This is a genomic window from Metabacillus dongyingensis, from assembly GCF_019933155.2.
GTDB classification, from domain to species: Bacteria; Bacillota; Bacilli; order Bacillales; family Bacillaceae; genus Bacillus_P; species Bacillus_P dongyingensis.
Map to the genome: position 1 here is coordinate 769,022 of NZ_CP082944.1, position 23,757 is coordinate 792,778.

Here is a 23,757-nt window from a genome sequence, read left to right on the forward strand (position 1 = left end):
CCTCAGCATTAAAATTGAGAAATTGGGATTTAGGTATATCATTTTTTTTTACTAAAGGGAGCTACAAAATAATACAGCGAATCAACCAATTAGTGAATCAAGAAATACTCTATGGTTGTTCAACTGATTAAGGCAGTACATTACCTGCAGCACGATAAATGCCATACCACTCCTCGCGAGTAAGACGGATATCACTTGCCTTACAGCAATCCTTTAAACGGCCTTCATTCATCGTGCCGATAACCGGCTGCATGTTTGCTGGATGTCGCAATAACCACGCGATAGCGATGGTTGAGCTGCTTACTTCATATTTGTTCGCGACTTCATCAATCTTTTGATTCAATTCAGGAAACTTGTCGTTACCCAGGAAAACTCCCTCAAAGAATCCGAATTGGAAAGGGGACCATGGCTGAATGGTAATATCGTTCAGTCTGCAATAATCAAGTATGCTGCCATCTCTGTTCACAGCAGAATCATTAACCATGTTCACATTAAATCCATTAGAAATCATATTTGCATTGGTAATACTTAATTGAAGTTGATTAGCGACGATTGTTTGCTTCACCGACTTCTTAAGTAATTCGATCTGCATTGGATTCTGATTGGAAACACCAAAGTGACGAACTTTTCCAGAACTTTCAAGAATATCGAAAGCTTCTGCTACTTCTTCTGGTTCTACCAACGTATCCGGACGGTGCAGAAGCAGAATATCCAGGTAATCTGTATTCAATCTCTTTAAGCTTCGGTCAACTGATTCTAAAATATGTTCTTTTGAAAAGTCGAACATTCCTTCTCGAATACCGCACTTAGATTGCAAAACAATCTTTTCACGAATATCATCGTTCATATGGATGGCTTCAGCAAATATTTCCTCGCATGTTCCACCCCCATAAATATCAGCATGGTCGAAGAAATTTGCACCTAATTCAAGTGCTGATTGCACAAAGTGTTCAGCCTCGGCCTTTTCCAGAGAATTAATGCGCATACAGCCCACTGAAACAACAGGCACCTCTAAAGTACTTTTTCCAAGTTTCATAGTCCTCATGATAGATCCTCCCTAATGTAACTGTGTAATTTCATATAATTCGTTTGAACTTTTCTTCGGCAATGGTAGTCAATAAATTGAAAATTCGGTTATGTATCCCTTATTGATTGTGACACACTGGTAAAGCGTTTTCAAGAAATTACTCCGATGTATTCAACCTTGTCCTCCATACAGAGGGCAGTTGCTCTTTTCCATAAAAATAGTCAGACCTATATTGATATAAACCCTATTTCCCTTTTCCCTATTGTCATTAGCAAAAGAGTTCCTATTGCAATTTGCCCAGCTTACACAGCGGCGTTAAAAGAGAACCCTTATTTTATCTGTATTAATTATAAAATGAATTTAAATCTTAATAATCCTTTACAAAAATTAACTTAACGATTAATAAAGAAATGATAAAACTAAATATCTGGAGGTGAATTAATGGAGAAAAAAATCCTTGTAAAAAATAATCCTATTATAGCTGCTGTACGTGATGTCTCCTTAATTGAAAAAGCGGTTCTTTCACCTGTAGAAACGATATTTTTAATGTCCGGTGATATTTTTACAGTTGAACACTGTGTGGAGGAAAGCAGAAAAAACAACAAATCTATTTTTTTGCATGTTGATCTTATAAAAGGGATAGCCAATGACCGTGAAGGAATAAAGTATTTGTCAAAAAAAGTGAAGCCAGATGGAATTGTTTCAACAAAAAATCAGTTGATTCAAGCAGCTAAAAAAGAGGGATTACTAACCGTCCAGCATTTATTTATGATAGATACACAAGCTTATGAAAATGGTATACGAAATATTTCTACTATAAACCCCGATGCAATTGAAATTATGCCGGGATTAATGCCGCGAGTGATTCGAGAATTTTATGAAAAAATTGATTGCCCTATTATTACAGCGGGATTAATCAAACATCCAAATGAAATAAGAGAGGCAGTAGATGCTGGAGCACACGGAGTAGCCGTTGGAGCACCTGAGTTATGGGACCTGGACTATAAAAACTATTAGAATGAACTTTTTATTTAAATAAAAATGAAAAAAACACATAAAAAAATTCTATTTTAATAAATGAGTCTTAAGATTGAATTGTTGATAGGTAAAATCAATAATTCTTAACGTAAAGCTTATATAAAATTTACAATGCTATGTCAAAATATCCTTATAAGCAACAACAACTGCACACTTAACATACCCCAGGGTGGAGTATATGGAGAAAACCCAGGTATAGTTACTAGTTCTATTAAACATATAACCGTATGTTTTATTAGGACTGACTATACTTGGGTTTTTTGTTGCTCAGCTTATAAAATATCAGTTTAATTAGGAGGGAAAAACATGCCTTTTGGCAACATTGGAATTCCTGGATTAATTTTAATCATCATTCTAGCCCTTATCATTTTTGGCCCCTCAAAGCTTCCTGAACTTGGAAGAGCTGCTGGAAGTACACTGAAGGAATTTAAGAATGCAACAAAAGATCTTATGAGTACGGACAAAGAGACGAATAAGGATCAAAAATAAGATTATCGAAAACAAGTCTAGTAATCTATTAGGTTCCAGGGTAGAGGTGCCGTAGTATGAACGATAATGAGATAGAACAAATTGCTCACTTAGAAGAGTTGAGAAAGCGTCTGATGGTTGTTCTTGACCTATTTTTACATAACAGTAACGTCTGTTCTATTACTCCGCCTAATTTGATTTCAAACATTTTAGTTCTAGTTCCTCACGTTCAGCTTAGAATCTGGGGATGCAATTAAAGTTTGCAGCAGGTATATATCGGAAAATTAGTGATCTAGCAATGTCCTTACCTTTAAAAACGATCAAATGGGAGAGATACAGTTGAAATACGAAAATTGGTTAAAGGATTTTAACTCTAAAAAAATGACACGCCGAAGCTTTCTAGAATCCACTGGAAAAACAGCTGCCTTTACAGCACTCGGCTTCTCGCTGCCTGCAATCAAATCGGTTCAAGCAGAGGAGGCACCAATTTTTTCTACTTACCCATTCACTCTTGGCGTTGCCTCTGGTGATCCATTGTCAGACAGTGTTGTTTTATGGACAAGACTTGCTCCAAACCCGCTGGCAGAGGACGGAAACGGAGGAATGGACAATCGGTACGTCCCGGTCGAATGGGAGATTGCAGAAGACGAGCAGTTCAAAAAGGTTGTTCGAAGCGGTAAAGAAGTTGCAGGCCCAGAGTTAGGTCATTCAGTGCATGCAGAAGTCTTTGGTTTGAAACCATGGAGAGAGTATTATTATCGTTTCAAGGCCGGAACAGAACTCAGTCCAATTGGCCGGACGAAGACTGCTCCTGAAGAGGGAGACCATCTGAAGAGTCTCTCGTTTGCAATCGCTTCATGCCAATCCTGGACAGGTGGCCGCTTTGCAGCTTATAAAAATATGGCACAAGAGGATTTAGATGTTGTTTTCCACCTAGGAGACTATATCTACGAAAAAGGCAATACAGAAACGCTGACAGATTATCGCCTTCTTCATGCTCAATACAAAACATCACAAGATTTGCAGGAAGCTCATCTAGCCTTTCCGTTTATCGTGACGTTTGACGATCATGAGGTTGACAACGATTGGGCGAATGATATTTCGGATCCGAATTTTCCGGAAGGGGAGCGTGAGCGTTTTCTGGCAATTCGTGCGGCAGCATTCCAGGCGTATTATGAGCACATGCCGCTTAGACGCCGTTCGAAGCCAAACGGCCCTGATATGCTTCTTTACCGTAAATTTACCTTTGGAGATCTTGCAGAGTTTAGTGTTTTGGACACAAGACAGTATCGGGATAATCAAGTCGGGACAGGATTCCCGGGAGGACCGCTTGATCCAGAAGCTTCGAATCCAGAACGAACAATCATGGGTTCTGAGCAAGGAGCCTGGCTAATCAATAACCTCAGTCGTTCGCGTGCAAAATGGAATGTGTTAGCGCAGCAAACGATGATGGCACAATATGACTATGACACAGGCGATGGCATCAGTGTAAATCATGACCAGTGGGATGGGTATTCCGCTGATCGGGACCGTCTTTTTGAATTCATTAAAAGACGCCGGCCATCCAACCCGGTTGTTTTAGGCGGCGATTGGCATTCAAGCTGGGTCAATGATCTAAAGGAGGACTTTAACAATCCTAAGTCCGAAACACTGGCAACTGAGTTTATTGGAACGTCAATCAGTTCTGGTTGTGGCTGGAAGGACAAGGTAGAAGAGGCGCTATCCGTAAATCAGCATGTAAAGTTCTTTGACGGTGACTATCGTGGATATGTACGTTTCCATGTCACACATAAATCTTGGCAAAGCGATTATCGTGCTGTTTCTTCAGCTAGTGATCCAAATGCTGCCGCTAGCTCCCTGGCATCTTTTCTTGTAAAGAATGGAAAACCTGGGGCCATCCGCATCGGTGGAATCGATGTATCCAATATTGTTGCGAAAACAATGTTCTCGGGAAAACCAAACCCTGTTTTAGTTGACCTTAGCAACGGGACAGAAAAAGCAGTTAAGGTAAAGGTGGGCATAAGGGTTCCAAAAGAATGGAAGTGCGAGTTCAAAAATATCGTCCTTGAACCGGGCAGTACGACAACAGTGGAGTTCATGGTAACACCTCCTCCCCGCATGCCGGTTGCGGAAAAACTTAGCTTAGATATAAAAGCTGGCAAAACACCTATTTATGGAGTCGCCAGAGAGTTATATGCTGTCTCAGTTCCATCAAGTGACGAGCTTGTACTCGCGCTCGATTCAGGAGGTACTTCAAGTCCAATTCTTCCGTCTTATGCCAGACTTTCTCCTGATGATAAATGGGATGAGGCCAAAGGGTATGGATGGATCGGAACTGTGCCGGAATTTAGAGACAGAAATAAGCTAGATGAACTGCAGCGTGATTTTACCTTATCTCGCAACGGAACAACCATTCTTAGACTTAAGGTGCCTGCAGGGATTCATAAAACATCTATACTGACAGGAGATGCTACTTTTTCTTCTGGAAATACAATCATAAGATCGGAGAGCAATCTTCTGGGTGAATCTGGAGAAGAACTGACTCCTGGTCAATTTAAATGGATTACCTTTGACTTAGACGGAGGAGCACTGGGAAGAGAAATTGATCTTGAAATTACCGGGGCTTTGAAGGAAGGGTTTTGGCGTATAGTTTCCTTAATTATGATGTAATATAAGGCACTTTGATCTTATAAAATGGGGCGATGGCAATATTATTGTCACCATCTTAAGCATACTGCCAAGCGTGGAGTATAGGTAAAAACCCAGGTATAGCCTTAGTTTGATGTGACATAAACTATAAAGTTTGTGTTTATGCCTAACTATACTTGGGTTTTTTCTGTTTTCTTTCATAGAAGACTGGCAAGTGATGGCTAAAAATACCTTAGTTTTTTAATTAGCTCAGCGCTGAGTTCCTTTTTCTTCTATTATCAACGCTTGATCAGACTCCAGCCTTTCAAGAATTCTTCTTTTCTGATATAACATAATTCCTGTTTCAGCAATATCCTTAACCATCGAACGATTTGTATATGCCCCGAACAGCATGCCGGCAACCGGCACCATCTGCAGCAATTTTTTCAGTCCAAATTGGTCGCGGTATGTATAAACAACCTCGCGCCATCCCTGAAGTTTTGACATCATTTCGGCAGGCTCCATGCTGCGGTTATAATATCCCGATAGTTCGTTTAGGATCGCTTGTTTGCCGACAATATCTGCTGAAGCAAATTGAAGGCACTTTACGATGAATATCCTCTCTTCCTTGTCTTCAGGATCATAGCCATAAGCAACCGAGATTTCCTGGAGCGTTTTTAAAGAAAGTCCGAGCAGGACAGGAATGTCAACGGCAAGAGTGAAAATTCCTCCAAATCCGGTTGTCGCACCCTGCACTGTGGCAACATTTCCCCGGTTTGTTCTCAAATCCCCGCTTACGAGGTTCATGACTTTTAAAGGCACTTTTTTCATATCATCTATGGTGTTTACCGTCTCATCCGGAATGAGCAGCTGGACTTTTTTCAGAATGCCGTTTTTTTGTGTTAAATACTTGCCGCCGCTTTGAATGAAGCTTCCCAGTTCATCAAGCAGAACACCGATTTTCTTTTGAATAAAAGAAGGTGTCAGCTTATCTAATAATTTAAAGGGAATCCGGCCGATTTTCTCCCAGAAAAATAACCCTTTTTGGTCATCTTCCCATTTTTCAATCTCTTTTAAATGACTGAGGAGCTGTTCTTTCGTTTCCATTGCACAAACCGCACCCTTTCACATAACAATCTTCTTCCATTTTAGCAAAAAGAAGGTGGAAATAGAAAATATGAGTCATATTTTTTGGATTTTGCAGAAGTTTATCAGATAATGAAGATAAAAGCTGAAAGGGGAATGATATCATGGCAAAAAATCTGCAGGATTCAACATTATTACATAATGGCGTGAAAATGCCTTGGTTTGGACTTGGAGTATTTAAAGTAGAAGATGGAGCCGAGGTTGTCAATTCAGTGAAATGGGCAATTAAAGCAGGCTACAAAAGCATTGATACTGCTGCTGTCTATGGAAATGAAGAAGGCGTAGGACAAGGGATTAAAGAAAGCGGCGTTCCCCGTGAAGAATTATTTATCACAACAAAAGTGTGGAACGCAGATCAAGGATATGAATCCACTTTAAAAGCATTTGATGAAAGCATGAAAAAGCTTGGCTTGGAATACTTAGATTTATATCTTGTTCACTGGCCTGTAAAAGGAAAGTATAAAGATACATGGAGAGCGCTTGAAACGCTTTATAAAGAAGGAAAAATAAAAGCAATTGGCGTAAGCAACTTCCAGATTCACCATCTAGAAGATGTGATCAAGGATGCTGAGATTGTACCGATGGTTAATCAGGTGGAATACCACCCTCGTTTAACTCAGAAAGAACTTCAGGCATTCTGCAGGCAGCACAGCATTCAGCTTGAAGCCTGGTCACCGCTTATGCAGGGAAAACTTCTTGATGATGAAACGTTAACTGAAATTGCTGAAAAGCACGGTAAATCTGTTGCCCAAGTCATTTTGCGATGGGATCTGCAGAACGAAGTTGTCACGATTCCAAAGTCTGTTAAAGAACACCGCATTTATGACAATGCATCGATCTTTGATTTTGAATTATCACAAGAAGAGATGGAACGCATTGATGGTTTAAACCGCGACGAGCGTGTAGGTCCGGATCCGGATAATTTTGATTTTTAATTAATAAGTGAGACAGGCTGTCCAATGCGGATAGCCTGTTTTTCTTGTTTATTAGCAAAAAATTTACAGCATCCAAATCAAGATCCTGACCCTTAATCCAGTCCATTTATTTGGAAAATTCTGATGTGCAGTTTAGACATATTTGATATAATCAGATTGATTAAATGCGCGGACAAAGGGGAAGTGCCGATTCCATGAATATATTCAAAACCTTTTCACTCTTATTAATTATTGGAGGCCTTCTTTTTACGGGATATGGTGTATGGCAGATTGTTGAGACAAATGTAAAAACAAATCAGTCATTGGCAGACGCACAAGCTGCGATCAGGTCATCAGAGGAAAAGAAAATGCCTTCTCCATCACAAGAGAAAAGGTATGAACCGGAGATTGGGGATGCTGTCGGTATTCTTAAAATTGACCGCTTAAATGCAGAGCTGCCGATTGTGGAAGGAACAGATCCGGATGACCTGGAAAAAGGAGTAGGGCATTACAAGGGGAGCTACTATCCGAATGAAAACGGCCAGATCGTGCTGTCAGGGCACAGAGATACAGTGTTCCGTAAAGCGGGAGATCTGATAATTGGCGATTCATTAAAAATTCTGCTGCCATATGGCGAATTTGAATACAAAATAAAGTCCGCTAAAATTGTCGATGCAGACGACATGAGCATTATCACGCTTCAAAATGAAAAAGAAGAGCTCATTTTAACAACGTGCTACCCTTTCAGTTTTGTCGGCAATGCGCCCGAGCGCTACATTATTTATGCGGAAAAAGTACATTAGCGGAGGTTTATCATGATTGCTATTCGGGAGATTAAAGAGGAAGATAACTTTAAGAAAGCTTATCCAGTTATGTCTCAATTGCGCACAAATCTCAGCGAGGAAGAGTATCTTAATTTGCTCGAGCCGATGAGGAAGCAGGGATACCGTTTAATAGGCCTATTTGAAAATGAACAGGTTAAGGCATTAGCAGGTATCATCGAGCTTACAAATTTCTATAACGATAAGCACATTTATGTATATGATTTAGTCACAGATGGAGCATCTCGATCACGCGGGTTTGGGGAAAAGCTGTTAAACTGCGTTGAAGAACTTGCTAAAGAAGCCGGCTGCGGCATGATTACATTAAGCTCAGGCAATCAGCGGATTGATGCCCATCGTTTTTATGAAGAGAAGATGGGCTTTGACCGCGTCAGTCATGTATTTAATAAGAGATTATAAAAGAATGCCCCAGAAATATGGGGCATTTTCTTGTTTTAGGAGGAATCTGGAAAAAAGAAAGTAAAAGGCTCTTTTTGGCAAATAAATCAGAAGTTTAAGCAAGTAAATGTCTTTTTCCTGCAAGTAAAACCGGTGATTTGGAAAGTATTTGCACAAACCCCAAAATGTGATCTCTTAAAATTGCAGCTTCATCATTAATTTTTTCATATCTTCTGGGAAATCCGCGCTTACTGACACTTTTTCAGCTGTAAAAGGATGCATAACTGTTATTTCTGAAGCATGCAGAGCTTGGCGGTTTATCAAGTTTTTGTTCCCGCCATATAAGTCATCCCCTGAAATCGGATAGCCAATGTGGCTCAGATGGACACGAATCTGATGGGTTCGGCCGGTTTCCAGCTGCAGTTTAACAAGTGACACATCAAAACGAGTATTGTAATCTTCCGTTTTAAAATGAGTTAGTGCAGGCTGACCGCTGGGAGATACTCTTCGACGGGTCGAATGATGCCGATCCTTTCCGATCGGCTGATCAATCTTTCCTTTTTTCTGCTTCAATTTCCCTTGTACGATGGCTGTATAAGTTCTTTTGATTAGCCGTTCTTCAAGGAGGCGGTCCAGGATAGCATGTGATAAGGCATGTTTGGCAAAAACGATTGCACCTGAGGTATCGTGATCAAGTCTGTGTATATGTCTTATTTTTCTAGTCATCCCCTGAACCTGTAAATGAAAGGCGACTCCATTAGCGAGTGTGCCGGTTTGGCCCGGTTCATTTGGATGTGTATCCATTCCGGCAGGTTTATTGACGATTAAAAAATGCTCGTCCTCAAATAATAAATCAAGCTCCATGTATTCTGGGATGATATCAAGATCCTCATCTTGAAATAAACGAATCATAATGGAGTCTTTTTCATTTAATGGCGCCGTCCAATTTGGAAGGGAGTCATTTATTTTTACTTCATGTTCCATCCGCCATTTATGAATGAGCGTTTTTGGTGCATTCAGTTTTTCTTTCAGAAACTGCTGGAGGGAAATCCCTGCCCATTCTTTCTTAACCGGAAATTCCATCCATTCTCCTTTGATTTTCATTGCAATCCCCTATCTATCAGTAGTCTACCAAGTATACTAAAGATGCTAATTGGATGTCCAAGCTAGAAACGGAAACACTTACCTCTCCTTCAGGCATTAGAGCTATGTTATTCTAGCAGTAAGATAAATGCCCGATCGCATTAAAGAGGTGAATGAATTTGAGAATTGTTTTTGCATCAACCGAAGAGCAGGAGCAGTACATTGAAGAACTGATTGAAACTATGTATGAAGAAATTTTCCCGCAGTATTTTTCAGATGAAGCGATTGATCAGCTGGATGAACTTGCCGTTTTAAAGCCGCAAACAGAAGACATGCAGTATAATGGCACGCTAAAAGAAGCCTTTCAAATCATGTCCAGTCTTCAAGCCCTTACAGCATTGCTTAATCATTTGGATCAGCGGTCTGAAGAAGAACACAGGGAACTTTACGACCGAAATATAACTATCTTAAAGCAGTACGGCTATCAATTCCCCCTTACATTTGATCATTTTCTTTCTTCAAAAGAGAAGGCTGAACAAATCAGCAAGTACGGGAAGCCGGCAAATAAGTGGATCGTATAATAAAAGGGTACACGGCCGTGTACCCTTTTTTTTGTATTTAGAACCCGGACTTTTCTGTCAGAGCCGTATCTGTCTGCCGGGGCTAAATGGGTGATTCCGCTTTGCTTATTTCCAATTACTCAATAAATCCTTAAAATAAGCCCCATCATTATAGCCTTCTACACGATCGACTTCTTTTCCGTTTTGATAGCGGACAAGTGTTGGAGTAGCTTCGATTCCGTACTGCTGCCAGCCGTCTTCAAACTCAAGCAGGTTGAATTGGCCGATTTCTACCCCTGCTTCTTCTGCAGCAGGCATTAATTCAGGAGTCGTTCTTTTGCAGTGTTCACAAGTTGGACTGAAGTAATAAACAACAAAGTCCTCTTTTTTATCCATTTTTTCATCTACTTCTTCAGGAAGAATGATGTTCTGATAATTTGGGTCTTCAAGCTGGTCAACAGTAGCAGGATTCAGCTTGTCCTTGCCATATGGATTGCCTTCTGCTTTTTCTGTTTGCTGATAATTTGTTACAAATGCCAAACCGCCGAATAACACGATAACAATACCTGCAAAAATTAAGAGCTTCTTCATATTAACGACCTACCTTCATTTTTCTGTAAATATTTAAGCTTGTCACAAATACAATTGTAAATCCGATTAGTGCCAGAAATGGTATTGTAATAAATCCAAGCCAGTTGATGTATTCTCCAGTACAGGGAACAATGCCGCATGATGCTGAATTTTCGCCTACAAAATCAATTTTTTGAACCGCATAATGATAAATGGAAATCGAACCGCCAATCGCAGATAAAATCATGGAATAAAACGCAATTTGGTAATCCTTCTTATAGATCGCAATACCAAGAATGACGACAAGAGGATACATTAAGATCCGCTGGTACCAGCAAAGATTACAAGGGATGAATTCCATAATTTCTGAAAAGTATAAGCTCCCAAGCATTGAGATGAATGAAGCCGCCCATGCAATAAATAATTGATTTTCTATGTATTTTTTAAGTTTCTCTGACACATTATCGCCTCTCCATTCATGAGTTTACACTACATATTATAGTCCTCGATCAGAGTCTTGTAAAACCAAACTTTCAAACGGTCCGAAATTGAAAAAAAAAGGCCCTGATATGCTGATCTGCTCATGTTTCTTTTTCTATATTCTTTTGTCTTTTTGTTTCGGTCTGATGTTCCAAATTTGTACAGTTCTGAAGCAATCCATATTAAAGGAAAACATGATCGTTTCAAATGAAGGATCCTGTTACGCCGCTCCATTTTAGTCTGCTTTCTTCTTTCAAAACGTTTATCCTCTACACCTCTTAATGAAAATGAAAGGTGAATGCCAATCTCAAATTACCGGCAAAAATTCATGGATTTAATTGAGAGTAAAGGTCACATTTTCTAAAAGAAAAGACAGGATTAATGCACATACTATTAGCTGAAAGGAGCTGTTTCAAGTTGAATTCATCTATCAGAGAAAGTATGTCAAAAGATCTTGTTACGATTTCTTCCTCACAAAGCATTCAGGAGGCTGCAGAACTGATGAGCAGCAAAAATGTTGGTTCCATTCCTGTTGTGGACGGGGGGCAGGTAAAAGGCGTCATCACAGACCGGGACATCACGCTCCGTTCAACAGCACAAGGCAAGTCTAATGATACGAAAGTGGCAGATGTCATGTCTTCAAACCTTGTGACAGGAACACCTGACATGAGCAGCGAAGAAGCAGCGCAGCTGATGGCGTCAAATCAGATTCGCCGCTTGCCGATTGTTGAAAACAATCAGCTTGTAGGCTATGTTGCACTGGGTGACCTTGCAACTGATCAAATGTCTAATGAAGCCGCAGGACATGCACTGACTAATATTTCAGAGCAGCACTAATAAGGGAGGCACCTGCGAAGTATAAGCAGGTGCTTTCTTTTCTTTTTCCGTTATATAATGTTCTTATTAATGACAGGGGGGAAGATTCATGATTAAAGCCATTATCTTTGATTTTGACGGATTGATTCTTGATACAGAAACGCACGAATATGAAGTCCTCCAGGAAATTTTTAAAGAACAGGGCAGTGAATTGCCTATGTCAGTATGGGGTAAAGTGATAGGAACCGCATCTGATTTCAATCCATTTGTGTACTTGGAAGAACAAATCGGAAGATCAGTCAATCATGAACATTTAACACACTTGCAAAAAGAGAAGTTTGAAAAGAGAATAGCAGCTGAAGCTGCCAGACCTGGTGTAGAGGCTTATTTAATGGCTGCAAAGGAATTGGGGCTGAAAATTGGCCTGGCATCAAGTTCAAGCTATGAATGGGTATCCTCGTACTTAGAAAGCTTGAATCTAATTGATTATTTTGAGTGCATACGCACATCCAATCATGTTGAATTCGTTAAACCAGATCCTGCCTTGTATATAGAAGCAGCTAAATGCCTAGGTGTTGAACCAAGCGAGTGTCTGGCCTTTGAAGATTCCGCAAATGGCGCACTCGCTGCTAAAAAAGCAGGCATGTTCTGCATCATCGTTCCAAACAGCGTGACCAGTCATTTGGAGTTTGAAGACATTGATCATCGTTTAGAGTCGATGGCTGAAATGGATCTTGAAAAAGTCATCTCGCTTATTGAGTCAAGGAACTGAATATGTTTCGGAGCGGACTAATTAGGGAATAAATTGCTGTTACTATATAAAGGAGCGATTGTTTTGACCGATACAATTGATTTGTCCAAATTCGAGAAAAAAATGATAATCAGAAATATTGAGGAGAAAGACATAGATGAAATATTAGCCATGCAGGCTTTATGTTTTCCAGGGATGGTTCCTTGGGAAAGAGAACATTTAGAAAGTCACTTGGAGCATTTCCCTGAAGGACAGTTCTGTGCTGAATTTGAAGGAAAGATTATTGGTTCATGCTCAAGTCTGATCATTAACTTTGATGAGTATGATGACCGTCACACTTGGGATGACATTACGGATAACGGCTATATATCAAACCATAATCCTGACGGCTACAATATGTATGGAATAGAAGTGATGGTACATCCTGAGTACCGCCGGATGAAAATCGGCCACAGGCTTTATGAGGCAAGAAAAGATCTTGCGAGACGGCTGAATCTTAAAAGCATTATAATCGGGGGTCGAATCCCGAATTATCATAAGTTTGAAAAAGAAATGTCTCCGCGTCAGTATGTGCAGGAAGTCATTCATCATAAAATCTACGATCCTGTACTCTCGTTTCAGCTGCTGAACGGATTTTTGCTGATGAGAATTAATCCAAACTATTTGCCTGACGATCGTGCTTCCGGTAAATACGCAACTCTAATGGAGTGGAACAATGTTGATTACATGCCAAACACTAAAAGATTCTATAAAACGGCTCTGCCGGTGCGTATTTGTGTTGTGCAGTATCAAATGAAACAAATTAACTCGTTTGAAGAGTTTGCGAACCAGGTGGAATATTATACAGACGTTGCATCTGATGCATCTGCTGATTTTGCTGTATTCCCGGAATTGCTTACGACTCAGCTGATGTCCTTTTCTGATGAAAAATCACCAAGCAGGGCGATCCGCAGACTGACTGAGTATACAGAAGAGTACATTAGTCTTTTTACAGAGCTTGCAGTAAAATATAATGTCAATATCGTTGGCGGTTCTCACTTTGTAGAGGAAGATAACGGAAAAATTTTTAACGTTGCCTACCTTTTCCGCAGAGACGGCACAATTGAAAAGCAATATAAAATTCACATCACTCCAAATGAACGCAAATGGTGGGGAATCAGCAGAGGGGATGATGTCAAAGTTTTTGATACTGACTGCGGCAAGGTCGCCATTCAAATCTGCTATGACATTGAATTCCCTGAGCTTGCGCGCATCGCTACTGAAAAAGGGGCTAAAATTATATTCACGCCATTTTGTACAGAAGATCGCCAGGGCTACTTGCGTGTCCGCTATTGCTCACAGGCGAGAGCCGTGGAGAATCAGATCTATACTGTCATTTCAGGTACAGTCGGAAATCTCCCGCAAACAGAAAATATGGATATTCAATACGCACAATCCGCTATTTTTGCTCCGTCTGATTTTGAATTTGCAAGAGACGGCATAGTTGGCGAGTGCAATCCGAACATTGAAATGGTCGTGATCGGAGATGTGGATCTTGAAATACTCCGCAGGCAGCGTCAATCCGGAACAGTCAGACAGCTGAAAGACCGCAGACATGACGTTTATGGAATTCGATATAGGAAGAACTAGGGCAAAGATAACTCATCTTTGTCTTCTTTTTTTGAAGGTATAGGAATGCACTTGATTGCAAGCGGAAGCGCCCAACTCCTCGGTCAGAACGGATCACCAAAAAAGTCAAAACCTGACTTGATACTTACCTGCCCATCGGGCTGATCAAGGCCTTTTCGCTTTTCTTGATAAAAAGAAACCTTGAGTTTACAGGAATATATGTAGTACATTCCATTTAAGCATTTATAATAAATAATTAAAGTGGGAGGTGCAGACGATGAGTTTTGAAGGTCAGCAAATATTGCCTGCTATCCGCAATATGAAGCAGTTTGAACGATTTTTGGAAAGTCCGTATCAGTACGGAGTTCTTCTTGATACTCATCTCGGACAGGTTCGAAATATTGTCAGACTGGCAAATGCTTCGAACAAGAAAATTCTCATTCATGTCGACTTAATTCAAGGCTTGAAGCATGATGAGTATGCAGCAGAGTTTATCTGCCAGGAAGTAAAGCCGGCAGGATTAATTTCAACCCGGTCAAACGTGATTGCAAAAGCAAAGCAGCGGGGTATTTATGCCATTCAGCGGCTGTTTCTTCTTGATTCGAGTGCACTTGAGAAAAGTTTAGAGCTGATTGCAAGAAACAAACCGGATTATATTGAGGTACTTCCAGGTCTTGTTCCTAGTTTGATCCAAGAAGTAAAAGAGAAAACTGGAATACCTATTTTTGCAGGCGGTTTCGTCAAAACCTCTGAAGAAGTGCATAAAGCGCTCGCAGCAGGTGCTACAGCAGTAACATCATCAGAAATGGGTTTGTGGAAAAATTATCAAAAAATATAATATTTTTCTGTTGACACCGCTTACATTAGCATGTACCATAAAGGCAAGTTAATAAATGTGATGGAGAAACGGAGATCCACAGCAAATCTTTACTTATTGTAAAGTCATTTGCTGTGGATTTTTTTATTCTTTTAATCTATAAAAATCACATTTATCAGATAGGAGGATATAAAAAATGACGGCTTTTTGGGGAGAAGTAATAGGTACGATGATTTTGATTGTGTTCGGCGGAGGTGTATGTGCAGGCGTCAGCTTAAAGAAATCATTCGCGCATAACTCTGGCTGGATTGTCATTACAATGGGATGGGGATTTGGTGTTGCCATGGCTGTTTATGCAGTCGGCGGAATAAGCGGGGCGCATTTGAATCCGGCTGTTACATTTGCTCTTGCTTTTGCAGGTTCCTTTGAATGGAGTCAGGTGCCATCTTATCTTTTAGCTCAAATGATTGGAGCATTTTTAGGAGCAGTGCTTGTTTTCCTTCAGTACCTGCCGCACTGGAAGGAAACAGAGGATCCAGGTGCAAAGCTCAGTGTGTTTTCAACAAGCCCAGCGATTCCAAATCACTTTGCCAACTTTATCAGTGAAGCGCTTGGAACATTTATCTTTGTGCTCACATTACTTGCGATTGGAGCGAATACATTTACTGAGGGCTTAAATCCGCTTATAGTAGGATTTCTGGTCGTTGCAATCGGGCTATCTCTTGGAGGTACTACAGGCTATGCAATCAACCCTGCACGTGACCTTGGGCCAAGACTGGCACATTTTGTTTTGCCGATTGCAGGAAAAGGGAGTTCGAACTGGAAATATGCATGGATACCAGTTGTTGCACCTTTAGTAGGCGGATCTTTTGCAGCGGTCTTTTATAATTACGTATTTAAGGGCAATATCAATACTGCCTTCTGGTATGTAGCAGCTGCTCTTGTATTTATGCTTGGAATTGTCTATGCACTGTCAAAGAAACAATCGAGTTCGGAAAGCACAGCAACTTACTAAAGTTCAGGGGGATTTAACATGGAAAAGTATATTTTGTCTTTAGACCAGGGAACGACTAGTTCAAGAGCTATTTTATTTAACAAACAGGGTGAAATTGTTCACATTGCACAAAAAGAATTTAAACAATATTTCCCTAAGCCAGGCTGGGTAGAGCATAACGCAAATGAAATCTGGGGTTCTATTTTAGCTGTAATCGCAACTTGTTTATCAGAAACGAATGTAAAACCAGAGCAAATTGCAGGAATCGGCATCACGAATCAGCGCGAGACAGCTGTTGTCTGGGATAAAAATACTTCACAGCCTGTATACAATGCGATTGTATGGCAATCAAGACAAACGGCTGGCATTTGTGAAGAATTAAAAGAAAAAGGCTATAATGATACATTCAGAGAAAAGACAGGATTATTGATTGACGCTTATTTCTCTGGAACAAAAGTAAAATGGATATTAGACAATGTTGATGGTGCAAGAGAGAAAGCTGAAAAAGGCGATCTTTTATTCGGAACAATTGACACATGGCTGATTTGGAAGCTGTCAGGCGGTAAAGCGCATGTAACTGATTATTCAAATGCTTCCCGCACATTAATGTATAACATCCATGAATTAAAGTGGGACGATGAGCTATTAGAATATTTAACTGTGCCAAAATCCATGCTTCCTGAAGTTAAGCCTTCATCGGAAGTGTATGCAAATACAATAGACTATCACTTCTTCGGTCATTCTGTGCCAATTGCAGGCGCTGCAGGAGATCAGCAGTCAGCATTATTTGGCCAGGCATGCTTTGAAGAAGGGATGGCTAAAAATACGTACGGTACAGGCTGCTTCATGCTGATGAACACAGGCGAAAAGGCAATCCGTTCTGAAAATGGCCTGTTAACGACTATCGCATGGGGTGTGGACGGCAAAGTTGAATATGCGCTTGAAGGAAGTATTTTCGTAGCCGGTTCTGCGATTCAATGGCTGCGTGACGGACTCCGCATGTTTAAAGATGCAAAAGACAGTGAGCGCTATGCTGACCGTGTCGAGTCAACAGAAGGTGTTTACGTTGTTCCGGCATTTGTAGGGCTCGGAACACCATACTGGGACAGTGACGTGAGAGGAGCTGTTTTCGGCTTAACACGCGGCACTTCAAAAGAGCATTTTGTCCGTGCTACACTCGAATCACTTGCATATCAAACGAAGGATGTCCTTACTGCTATGGAAGCAGATTCAGGGATTTCATTAAAAACACTTCGTGTTGACGGCGGTGCTGTTAAAAATAATTTCTTAATGGATTTCCAAAGCAACATGCTTGGCGTGCCGGTTGAGCGTCCTGAAGTAAATGAGACAACTGCGCTTGGTGCAGCATACCTTGCAGGTCTTGCTGTCGGCTTCTGGGAGGACAAATCTAATATTACAAAGCAATGGAAATTAGATAAGCAGTTTGAACCGGAAATGGAAGATGAAGTCCGCGATGAGTTATACGGCGGCTGGAAAAAGGCAGTAAAAGCAGCTCAGGCTTTTAAATAAACACATCTTGTGATATACTAAAATCAAGTTAATAGAACGGTTGGAGATTTGGAGAGGCCACAACACTAGAGCAGGCATTTAATTGCTGCACTAGCTTGTTGTGGTCTCTTTTTTAATCCCTTCTGGAAAATTTTAGGAGGAATATCAAATGGCTTTTTCAAGCGATAAAAGACACGATATCTTAAATAAAATGACGCAGGAAACGTATGATGTATTTGTCATTGGCGGAGGAATCACAGGGTCCGGCATCGCGCTTGATGCTGCTTCAAGAGGAATGAAAATCGGTCTTGTTGAAATGCAGGACTTTGCAGCGGGAACTTCAAGCAGATCGACAAAGCTTGTGCACGGCGGACTCCGCTACCTCAAGCAATTTGAAGTCAAAATGGTGGCAGAGGTCGGTAAAGAAAGAGCCATTGTGTATGAAAACGGACCGCATGTAACAACTCCTGAATGGATGCTTCTTCCAATGCACAAGGGAGGAACGTTCGGACCATTTTCAACATCCATCGGTCTTCGTGTATATGATTTTCTTGCAGCTGTTAAACGCGGAGAAAGAAGAAAGATGCTAAGCGCCAAGGAAACACTTGCGAAAGAGCCGCTTGTGAAAAAACAAGGACTAAAGGGCGGCGGCTACTATGTGGAATACCGGACAGATGACGCAAGACTTACAATCGAAGTCATGAAAGAAGCTGTGCGCTTCGGTGCAGATGCAGTTAACTACGCAAAAGCAGACGGGTTTATTTACGAAAAAGGAAAAGTCATCGGTGTTCATATTGTGGATACGATTTCTGGAAAAACATATGATGTGTACGCTAAGAAAATCATCAATGCTGCAGGTCCTTGGGTCGATCAGCTGAGAGAAATGGATAAATCTAAAAATGGAAAATCTCTTCAGATGACAAAGGGAATACATCTTGTCTTTGATCAAAAAAAATTCCCGCTGAAACAGGCTATTTATTTTGATACGCCTGATAAACGAATGGTATTCGCGATACCGCGTGACGGCAAAACTTATGTAGGCACAACAGATACAGTTTACAAAGAAGATCCGAAAAATCCCCGTATGACAGTGAAAGACAGAGATTATGTGATTGAGTCCATTAACTATATGTTCCCTGACTTGTCGATCCGTGCTGAGGATGCTGAATCAAGCTGGGCCGGCATTCGTCCGCTTATTCATGAAGACGGCAAAGATCCTTCTGAAATATCAAGAAAGGATGAGATTTGGACATCTGAAACAGGACTCATCACCATTGCAGGCGGAAAACTGACAGGCTACAGAAAAATGGCAGAGCACATTATTGACTTCATTGTAAAAGATTTTAAAGAAGCAGGATTAAAGGATTTTGGAGCATGCAAAACAAGAAATATGCCCATCTCAGGCGGACATGTAGGCGGTTCATCAAGTCTTGAAACCTTTATCAAAACAAAAACTGAACAAGGCAAGACCCTTGGACTGACAGAAATGCAGGCGAAACATTTATCAAGAAGGTATGGATCTAATGCAGATGCGCTGTTTGAAAGAGTAGAGACGTTAAAACCGTTTGCTGAAAGATACGGTTTGCCTATTTACATTCTCGCTGAAATTGACTATGCAATAACAGAAGAAATGACAGCCACTCCGTCCGACTTCTTTGTCAGAAGAACAGGTGCCGTGTACTTTGATATTAACTGGGCGAGAACCTATCAGGAGCCTGTTACAGATTACATGGCGGACAAACTGAAGTGGAGTCCTCGTCAAAAGCAGCAGTACTTTGATAAGCTTCAAACTCATCTGCACGATGCAGTTGTGCCTGACGAGGTAAGAAAAGCAAACTGATAATATGAATCCGGCAGCCGAGTGATGCAAAATCACAATCGGCTGCCATTTTTCATTAGATTTTATTTTTTTGAAATTGAATTTTTTTAACAAAATTAAAATATCAGCAAGTCCCAATATGTGTTAAAATAGCTTTGGAATCGACTGATTTCTATTTTTTACATACGAATTTAGGCAGGAATTGTCTAAATAATGAAGAAATAATTACATAACACTTACAACCTAAAATTATTGGAGGTACATTATGAGTTTTGAAAAAAGCTATCAGCGCTGGAAAAGCAAAACAGATTTAGATTCAGAATTAAGACTTCTTTTATCAGATTTAGAAAATAACGATAAGGCGCGCGAGGATTGCTTTTACAAAAACTTAGAATTTGGAACAGGCGGCATGCGCGGGGAAATTGGACCTGGAATTAACCGCATGAACATGTATACTGTCCGAAAAGCATCTGAAGGCCTGGCGCTTTATATTGAGTCTTTCGGCGAAGAAGCGAAAAAACGCGGAGTGGCGATTGCTTATGATTCACGCCATAAATCACCGGAGTTTGCAATGGAAGCTGCAAAAACTCTTGCAAGCCATGGCATTCAAACATATGTCTTTGAAGAATTGCGCCCGACACCTGAACTGTCGTTTGCAGTACGGTATTTAAATGCGTTCTCTGGCATTGTCGTCACAGCCAGTCATAATCCTCCTGAATATAACGGCTATAAAGTATACGGCGAAGACGGAGGACAATTGCCTCCTGCAGCAGCAGATGAAGTCATCGCCAAAGTAAACGAAATTGAAGACGAACTTAGCATCCAGGTAAAGGATGAAGCAGAATTAAAAGCTTCAGGGCTTATTAAAATGATCGGAGAAGAAATTGACTCCGCTTATACTGACAAGCTTGTAACGATCTCTGTGAATCCGCAGCTATCTGAAGAAGTAGAATTAAATATTGTTTTTACTCCTCTTCATGGAACAGCAAATAAGCCTGTTCGACGCGGCCTTGATGCACTTGGCTATAAAAATGTAACCGTTGTATCAGAGCAGGAACTGCCTGATCCAAACTTCAGCACAGTCAAGTCTCCAAACCCTGAGGAGCATGCAGCATTCGAGTATGCCATCCGTGACGGCCAGAAAACAAATGCGGACTTATTGATTGCAACAGATCCTGATGCAGACCGCCTTGGAATCGCAGTGAAAAATTTAGAAGGAGAATATGTCGTTTTAACGGGCAATCAAACAGGGGCCATTCTTCTTCACTATTTATTGTCCCAGAAAAAAGAAAAGGGCATCCTGCCTGCCAATGGAGTTGTTCTGAAAACCATCGTAACTTCAGAAATCGGCAGAGATGTAGCGGCGTCCTTCGGTTTAGATACAATCGATACACTGACAGGCTTTAAGTTCATCGGTGAAAAAATCAATGAATACGAGCGCACTGGCCAATATACTTTCCAATTTGGCTATGAAGAAAGCTACGGATATTTGATTGGAGACTTTGCACGTGATAAAGATGCTGTCCAAGCAGCAATCTTAGCTGTTGAAGTGGCAGCTTATTATAAAAAACAAGGCAAGACGCTTTATGAGGGCTTACTCGAAATTTTTGAGCAAATTGGCTATTACCGTGAAGGACTTGAGTCATTGACACTTAAAGGAAAAGATGGAGCTGAACAGATTCAAAGCATTTTAACTTCATTCCGCAGCAATCCTCCTCAGACGATGGGAGATAAAAAAGTTGTGACAATTGAAGATTATAAAGCAGGAACCCGCTTCAACGCAGAAGCTAAAACGACAGAAGAGATCACGCTGCCGTCGTCTAACGTTCTGAAATACTATTTAGAAGACGGATCATGGTTCTGCCTGCGTCCATCCGGAACGGAGCCGAAAGCGAAATTCTACTTCGGTGTAAAAGGAGAAACACTTGCGGACAGCGAACAAAAGCTTGAAGCACTTACTTCTGCCCTTATGAAAAAAGTAAACGAATTGATCTAATAAGGAAGCTATTTTAAAAAATGCAGCTGGAAAAGGAGATGACCTTTTTCAGCTGTTTTAATGGGAAAGAGGTTTTATCATGTTGAAAAATCAGACGGCAATCGTAACGGGAGCATCTAGAGGCATCGGAAAGGAAATTGCCATTCAGCTTTCAAACCAGGGCATGAATCTCGCTTTAGTTGGAAGCTCAGATGAAATTTTTCAAACAGCTAAGGAACTTGCTGAGGCCGGCAATCAAAATATAAAAGCTTTTCAAGTGGACATTGCAAATGAAGAGCAAGTGACAGAGATGGTTAAAGAAACGATTTCTGCCTTTCAATCCATTGACGTCCTTGTAAACAATGCAGGCATCGGTTTTTTCAAAACAGTAGATGAAACATCGCTTGATGAGTGGAAAAAAGTGTTTGAAGTAAATGTACAAGGCGTATTTGTAGCTAGTAAGGCTGTTTTATCCCATATGAAAAAGCGCAAAGCTGGAACGATTATTACAATCTCATCTGATGTCGGAAGATACACGATTGCAAATGGTTCAGCGTATACAGCGACTAAATATGCGGTTCAAGGCTTTTCAGGCTCACTTGCTCAGGAAGTGCGCGAATACGGCATTCGCGTAGGCACAATCAATCCAGGAATGGTCGATTCCTATTTCAACAATGGAGTTCAGGGTGCGGAGGAGAAAAAAGACTGGCTTAAAGGAAAAGACATTGCAGATGCAGTTGTCTATATGGCAAGCGCGCCAAAGCATATGATCATTGATGAAATTGTCGTTCATCCGCTTGTACAGCAATATCCGATTTCGTGAAATCCGCTGATTCAGCGGGTTTTTTTGCTCTTTTTTCAAATCCTGGAGGGGAAATTTACATATAAGCAGCTAAAGCAAAGTAAAAAGACAGTCTCCGGGAGGAGTCTGTCTTTTTTATTCAACGTATACCGATAATGGTGATGATGGAATGTGAATCAATTATGATTTGGTTCCAACGCCAATTATTCAACTTTTCTAACAGAGTTCTCAATAATCGTTTTTGTAGGAATAATCGTACGTGCCTGCACATTTTTATTCTTCTTGATTATGTCAAATAGGAACTGGCTGCCGGCATCTCCTAATTTTTTTACTGGAATTTCTATACTAGTCAATGCTGGAGACAAAAATGGTGAAAAGTTCGAATTACTGTAGCCTACGATTGATAGCTCATCTGGAATAGATACACCATGTTGTACAGCAGATCTATAAATACTCATCACTTTTAAATCATCTGTTGCAAAAACAGCAGTCGGCCGTTCCTGACTGTCGAATAACCCTTTAATCGATTCAGATGCACTTTCGACTGTGTAGCCACTATCAATTACCCATTCTTTCCGGACCGGCAATCCATTTTCTTTCATGCAATTTTTATATCCTTCCAATCTGTCTATTGACACATAATAATCTAGAGGCGAATGCAGACAAGCAATATCACGATGCCCGTGATCTATTAAATACTTCGTTAGATTATAACTATCTTGATAGTTATTTGTATCGATGGAAAAAACATTCGTATAGCTTCCTTCTACTTTTCCTATCACAACAATTGGTATGTTAAAACCATCTAATTGTTTGAAGAAATCTTCATTTATAGGGGAACTTAGCATAATAATCCCTTTAATCATTTTTGCTTTAATTTTAGTTATGCACTTTTCTAATTCTTCTTTACTGTTTTTTGATGTCTGCAAAATGACATCAAAATTTTCATCCTCAGCTTTTCTTGAAATGGAGTTAATGATCTCAGAGAAAAAAGGATTGCTCGCAGTTGTCTTTGTAGAGCGTGATACAATCATGATGGCGTCAAAACCAGTGGATAGTGCCCTTGCTAATTTACTTGGCTGGTATTCTAATTCTTCTATAGCTTTTAATACACGAAGCCGTGATTCTTCAGAAATGTTACTTTTGTTATTTAGCACCCGAGATACAGTAGACTTTGAAACCTTTGCGATACGGGCGATATCATAAATAGTGTGGGCCAATATACCTCCCCCTTCAGCAGGATATGATCTCCCGTGAAAATAAATATTTATTATAATACTTATTTATGACCACGGCTAAGATTTTAATGTGTGAAATAGGCTAATAAAGCATTTTATATACGTTCATTTGAATGTGTTTTCAATAATAATTGCATCTAACAGGTCAGGATGCTCAGCAATACGCATCAATTTTTTAAGTGCAGGGAGCGATATAGGATAAATTATAGTAATGAATGGCAGAGGTAGCAATAAAAAAAAAATTGGAAATAAATAGAGAAAAAATCTCTCAGGAAAAATTTGCTTTAAATGATA

23 protein-coding genes are annotated in these 23,757 nt (G+C 40.3%); 17 read left to right on the forward strand and 6 right to left on the reverse strand.

What is annotated here, in order from left to right; genetic code table 11:
• Window positions 1-127: 127 nt before the first annotated feature.
• A complete protein-coding gene (locus K8L98_RS03945; protein WP_223439883.1) occupies window positions 128-1,045 on the reverse strand; it encodes an aldo/keto reductase in 918 nt (305 codons plus the stop codon).
• 423 nt (window positions 1,046-1,468) lie between these two features.
• On the opposite strand from K8L98_RS03945, the gene K8L98_RS03950 reads away from it, so the two are divergent.
• From K8L98_RS03950 to K8L98_RS03965, 4 genes are all read left to right on the forward strand, one after another.
• On the forward strand, window positions 1,469-2,044 hold the full coding sequence (locus tag K8L98_RS03950) for a glycerol-3-phosphate responsive antiterminator (RefSeq protein WP_223439885.1): 576 nt from the start codon (window positions 1,469-1,471) through the stop codon (window positions 2,042-2,044).
• Between the two features lie 327 nt (window positions 2,045-2,371).
• A complete protein-coding gene (gene tatA, locus K8L98_RS03955) occupies window positions 2,372-2,554 on the forward strand; it encodes a twin-arginine translocase TatA/TatE family subunit (protein WP_223439887.1) in 183 nt (60 codons plus the stop codon).
• Between the two features lie 56 nt (window positions 2,555-2,610).
• Window positions 2,611-2,790 carry a hypothetical protein gene (locus K8L98_RS03960; protein WP_223439889.1) on the forward strand — a complete coding sequence of 60 codons (180 nt, stop codon included), beginning with the start codon at window positions 2,611-2,613 and terminating at the stop codon, window positions 2,788-2,790.
• 82 nt (window positions 2,791-2,872) lie between these two features.
• Window positions 2,873-5,203, forward strand: coding sequence for an alkaline phosphatase D family protein (locus K8L98_RS03965; RefSeq protein WP_223439891.1), 2,331 nt, complete (start codon window positions 2,873-2,875; stop codon window positions 5,201-5,203).
• Between the two features lie 228 nt (window positions 5,204-5,431).
• Here K8L98_RS03965 and K8L98_RS03970 read toward each other — a convergent pair whose 3' ends face one another.
• Window positions 5,432-6,268 (reverse strand): EcsC family protein, encoded by an 837-nt coding sequence (locus K8L98_RS03970; RefSeq protein WP_223439893.1) that lies wholly within the window; start codon window positions 6,266-6,268, stop codon window positions 5,432-5,434.
• A 143-nt stretch (window positions 6,269-6,411) separates the two neighbouring features.
• Between K8L98_RS03970 and K8L98_RS03975 the strand changes: the two genes are divergently transcribed.
• The 3 genes from K8L98_RS03975 (at window position 6,412) to K8L98_RS03985 (ending at window position 8,462) form a co-directional block, all read left to right on the forward strand.
• Window positions 6,412-7,242 carry an aldo/keto reductase gene (locus tag K8L98_RS03975; protein WP_223439895.1) on the forward strand — a complete coding sequence of 277 codons (831 nt, stop codon included), beginning with the start codon at window positions 6,412-6,414 and terminating at the stop codon, window positions 7,240-7,242.
• Window positions 7,243-7,436: 194 nt separating this feature from the next.
• Complete coding sequence (locus K8L98_RS03980; RefSeq protein WP_223439897.1) at window positions 7,437-8,024, forward strand: class D sortase; 588 nt, start codon at window positions 7,437-7,439, stop codon at window positions 8,022-8,024.
• A gap of 12 nt (window positions 8,025-8,036) precedes the next feature.
• Entirely contained in the window at window positions 8,037-8,462 is a 426-nt protein-coding gene (locus tag K8L98_RS03985; RefSeq protein ID WP_223439899.1) for a GNAT family N-acetyltransferase, read from the forward strand.
• Window positions 8,463-8,636: 174 nt separating this feature from the next.
• Here K8L98_RS03985 and K8L98_RS03990 read toward each other — a convergent pair whose 3' ends face one another.
• A complete protein-coding gene (locus K8L98_RS03990) occupies window positions 8,637-9,545 on the reverse strand; it encodes an RluA family pseudouridine synthase (RefSeq protein ID WP_223439901.1) in 909 nt (302 codons plus the stop codon).
• Window positions 9,546-9,703: 158 nt separating this feature from the next.
• Between K8L98_RS03990 and K8L98_RS03995 the strand changes: the two genes are divergently transcribed.
• Entirely contained in the window at window positions 9,704-10,105 is a 402-nt protein-coding gene (locus tag K8L98_RS03995) for a DUF5365 family protein (protein WP_223439903.1), read from the forward strand.
• A 105-nt stretch (window positions 10,106-10,210) separates the two neighbouring features.
• On the opposite strand, the gene K8L98_RS04000 is transcribed toward K8L98_RS03995, so the two are convergent.
• Window positions 10,211-10,675 carry a thioredoxin family protein gene (locus K8L98_RS04000; protein ID WP_223439905.1) on the reverse strand — a complete coding sequence of 155 codons (465 nt, stop codon included), beginning with the start codon at window positions 10,673-10,675 and terminating at the stop codon, window positions 10,211-10,213.
• A 1-nt stretch (window position 10,676) separates the two neighbouring features.
• Window positions 10,677-11,114, reverse strand: coding sequence for a disulfide oxidoreductase (locus K8L98_RS04005; RefSeq protein WP_223439907.1), 438 nt, complete (start codon window positions 11,112-11,114; stop codon window positions 10,677-10,679).
• A gap of 461 nt (window positions 11,115-11,575) precedes the next feature.
• Between K8L98_RS04005 and K8L98_RS04010 the strand changes: the two genes are divergently transcribed.
• The 9 genes from K8L98_RS04010 to K8L98_RS04050 all read left to right on the forward strand — a co-directional run bounded on the left by K8L98_RS04010 (window position 11,576) and on the right by K8L98_RS04050 (window position 22,246).
• Entirely contained in the window at window positions 11,576-11,971 is a 396-nt protein-coding gene (locus K8L98_RS04010; RefSeq protein WP_223443143.1) for a CBS domain-containing protein, read from the forward strand.
• A gap of 88 nt (window positions 11,972-12,059) precedes the next feature.
• A complete protein-coding gene (locus tag K8L98_RS04015; RefSeq protein ID WP_223439909.1) occupies window positions 12,060-12,722 on the forward strand; it encodes an HAD family hydrolase in 663 nt (220 codons plus the stop codon).
• Window positions 12,723-12,824: 102 nt separating this feature from the next.
• Window positions 12,825-14,330: a GNAT family N-acetyltransferase gene (locus tag K8L98_RS04020; RefSeq protein ID WP_420828857.1), complete on the forward strand. Its 1,506-nt coding sequence runs from the start codon at window positions 12,825-12,827 to the stop codon at window positions 14,328-14,330.
• A gap of 256 nt (window positions 14,331-14,586) precedes the next feature.
• Complete coding sequence (locus K8L98_RS04025) at window positions 14,587-15,147, forward strand: glycerol-3-phosphate responsive antiterminator (protein WP_223439913.1); 561 nt, start codon at window positions 14,587-14,589, stop codon at window positions 15,145-15,147.
• A gap of 175 nt (window positions 15,148-15,322) precedes the next feature.
• A complete protein-coding gene (locus tag K8L98_RS04030; RefSeq protein ID WP_223439915.1) occupies window positions 15,323-16,141 on the forward strand; it encodes an MIP/aquaporin family protein in 819 nt (272 codons plus the stop codon).
• Between the two features lie 18 nt (window positions 16,142-16,159).
• Entirely contained in the window at window positions 16,160-17,650 is a 1,491-nt protein-coding gene (gene glpK / locus K8L98_RS04035; protein ID WP_223439917.1) for a glycerol kinase GlpK, read from the forward strand.
• A gap of 148 nt (window positions 17,651-17,798) precedes the next feature.
• The gene (locus tag K8L98_RS04040; protein WP_223439919.1) at window positions 17,799-19,469 is read left to right on the forward strand and encodes a glycerol-3-phosphate dehydrogenase/oxidase; all 1,671 of its coding nucleotides are present in this window, start codon (window positions 17,799-17,801) and stop codon (window positions 19,467-19,469) included.
• 244 nt (window positions 19,470-19,713) lie between these two features.
• Window positions 19,714-21,444, forward strand: a complete 1,731-nt coding sequence (locus K8L98_RS04045; RefSeq protein WP_223439921.1) for a phospho-sugar mutase — start codon at window positions 19,714-19,716, stop codon at window positions 21,442-21,444.
• A 79-nt stretch (window positions 21,445-21,523) separates the two neighbouring features.
• Window positions 21,524-22,246, forward strand: coding sequence for an SDR family oxidoreductase (locus K8L98_RS04050; protein ID WP_223439924.1), 723 nt, complete (start codon window positions 21,524-21,526; stop codon window positions 22,244-22,246).
• A gap of 182 nt (window positions 22,247-22,428) precedes the next feature.
• Here K8L98_RS04050 and K8L98_RS04055 read toward each other — a convergent pair whose 3' ends face one another.
• Window positions 22,429-23,445: a LacI family DNA-binding transcriptional regulator gene (locus K8L98_RS04055; protein WP_223439926.1), complete on the reverse strand. Its 1,017-nt coding sequence runs from the start codon at window positions 23,443-23,445 to the stop codon at window positions 22,429-22,431.
• Window positions 23,446-23,757: the final 312 nt, after the last annotated feature.

Coding starts and splice junctions, on each gene's coding strand:
- K8L98_RS03945 (WP_223439883.1), bottom strand. CDS start 1,045: ATGAGGACTATGAAACTTGGAAAAAGTACTTTAGAGGTGCCTGTTGTT.
- K8L98_RS03950 (WP_223439885.1), top strand. CDS start 1,469: ATGGAGAAAAAAATCCTTGTAAAAAATAATCCTATTATAGCTGCTGTA.
- tatA (WP_223439887.1), top strand. CDS start 2,372: ATGCCTTTTGGCAACATTGGAATTCCTGGATTAATTTTAATCATCATT.
- K8L98_RS03960 (WP_223439889.1), top strand. CDS start 2,611: ATGAACGATAATGAGATAGAACAAATTGCTCACTTAGAAGAGTTGAGA.
- K8L98_RS03970 (WP_223439893.1), bottom strand. CDS start 6,268: ATGGAAACGAAAGAACAGCTCCTCAGTCATTTAAAAGAGATTGAAAAA.
- K8L98_RS03975 (WP_223439895.1), top strand. CDS start 6,412: ATGGCAAAAAATCTGCAGGATTCAACATTATTACATAATGGCGTGAAA.
- K8L98_RS03980 (WP_223439897.1), top strand. CDS start 7,437: ATGAATATATTCAAAACCTTTTCACTCTTATTAATTATTGGAGGCCTT.
- K8L98_RS03985 (WP_223439899.1), top strand. CDS start 8,037: ATGATTGCTATTCGGGAGATTAAAGAGGAAGATAACTTTAAGAAAGCT.
- K8L98_RS03990 (WP_223439901.1), bottom strand. CDS start 9,545: ATGAAAATCAAAGGAGAATGGATGGAATTTCCGGTTAAGAAAGAATGG.
- K8L98_RS04000 (WP_223439905.1), bottom strand. CDS start 10,675: ATGAAGAAGCTCTTAATTTTTGCAGGTATTGTTATCGTGTTATTCGGC.
- K8L98_RS04010 (WP_223443143.1), top strand. CDS start 11,576: ATGTCAAAAGATCTTGTTACGATTTCTTCCTCACAAAGCATTCAGGAG.
- K8L98_RS04015 (WP_223439909.1), top strand. CDS start 12,060: ATGATTAAAGCCATTATCTTTGATTTTGACGGATTGATTCTTGATACA.
- K8L98_RS04020 (WP_420828857.1), top strand. CDS start 12,825: ATGATAATCAGAAATATTGAGGAGAAAGACATAGATGAAATATTAGCC.
- K8L98_RS04025 (WP_223439913.1), top strand. CDS start 14,587: ATGAGTTTTGAAGGTCAGCAAATATTGCCTGCTATCCGCAATATGAAG.
- K8L98_RS04030 (WP_223439915.1), top strand. CDS start 15,323: ATGACGGCTTTTTGGGGAGAAGTAATAGGTACGATGATTTTGATTGTG.
- glpK (WP_223439917.1), top strand. CDS start 16,160: ATGGAAAAGTATATTTTGTCTTTAGACCAGGGAACGACTAGTTCAAGA.
- K8L98_RS04040 (WP_223439919.1), top strand. CDS start 17,799: ATGGCTTTTTCAAGCGATAAAAGACACGATATCTTAAATAAAATGACG.
- K8L98_RS04045 (WP_223439921.1), top strand. CDS start 19,714: ATGAGTTTTGAAAAAAGCTATCAGCGCTGGAAAAGCAAAACAGATTTA.
- K8L98_RS04050 (WP_223439924.1), top strand. CDS start 21,524: ATGTTGAAAAATCAGACGGCAATCGTAACGGGAGCATCTAGAGGCATC.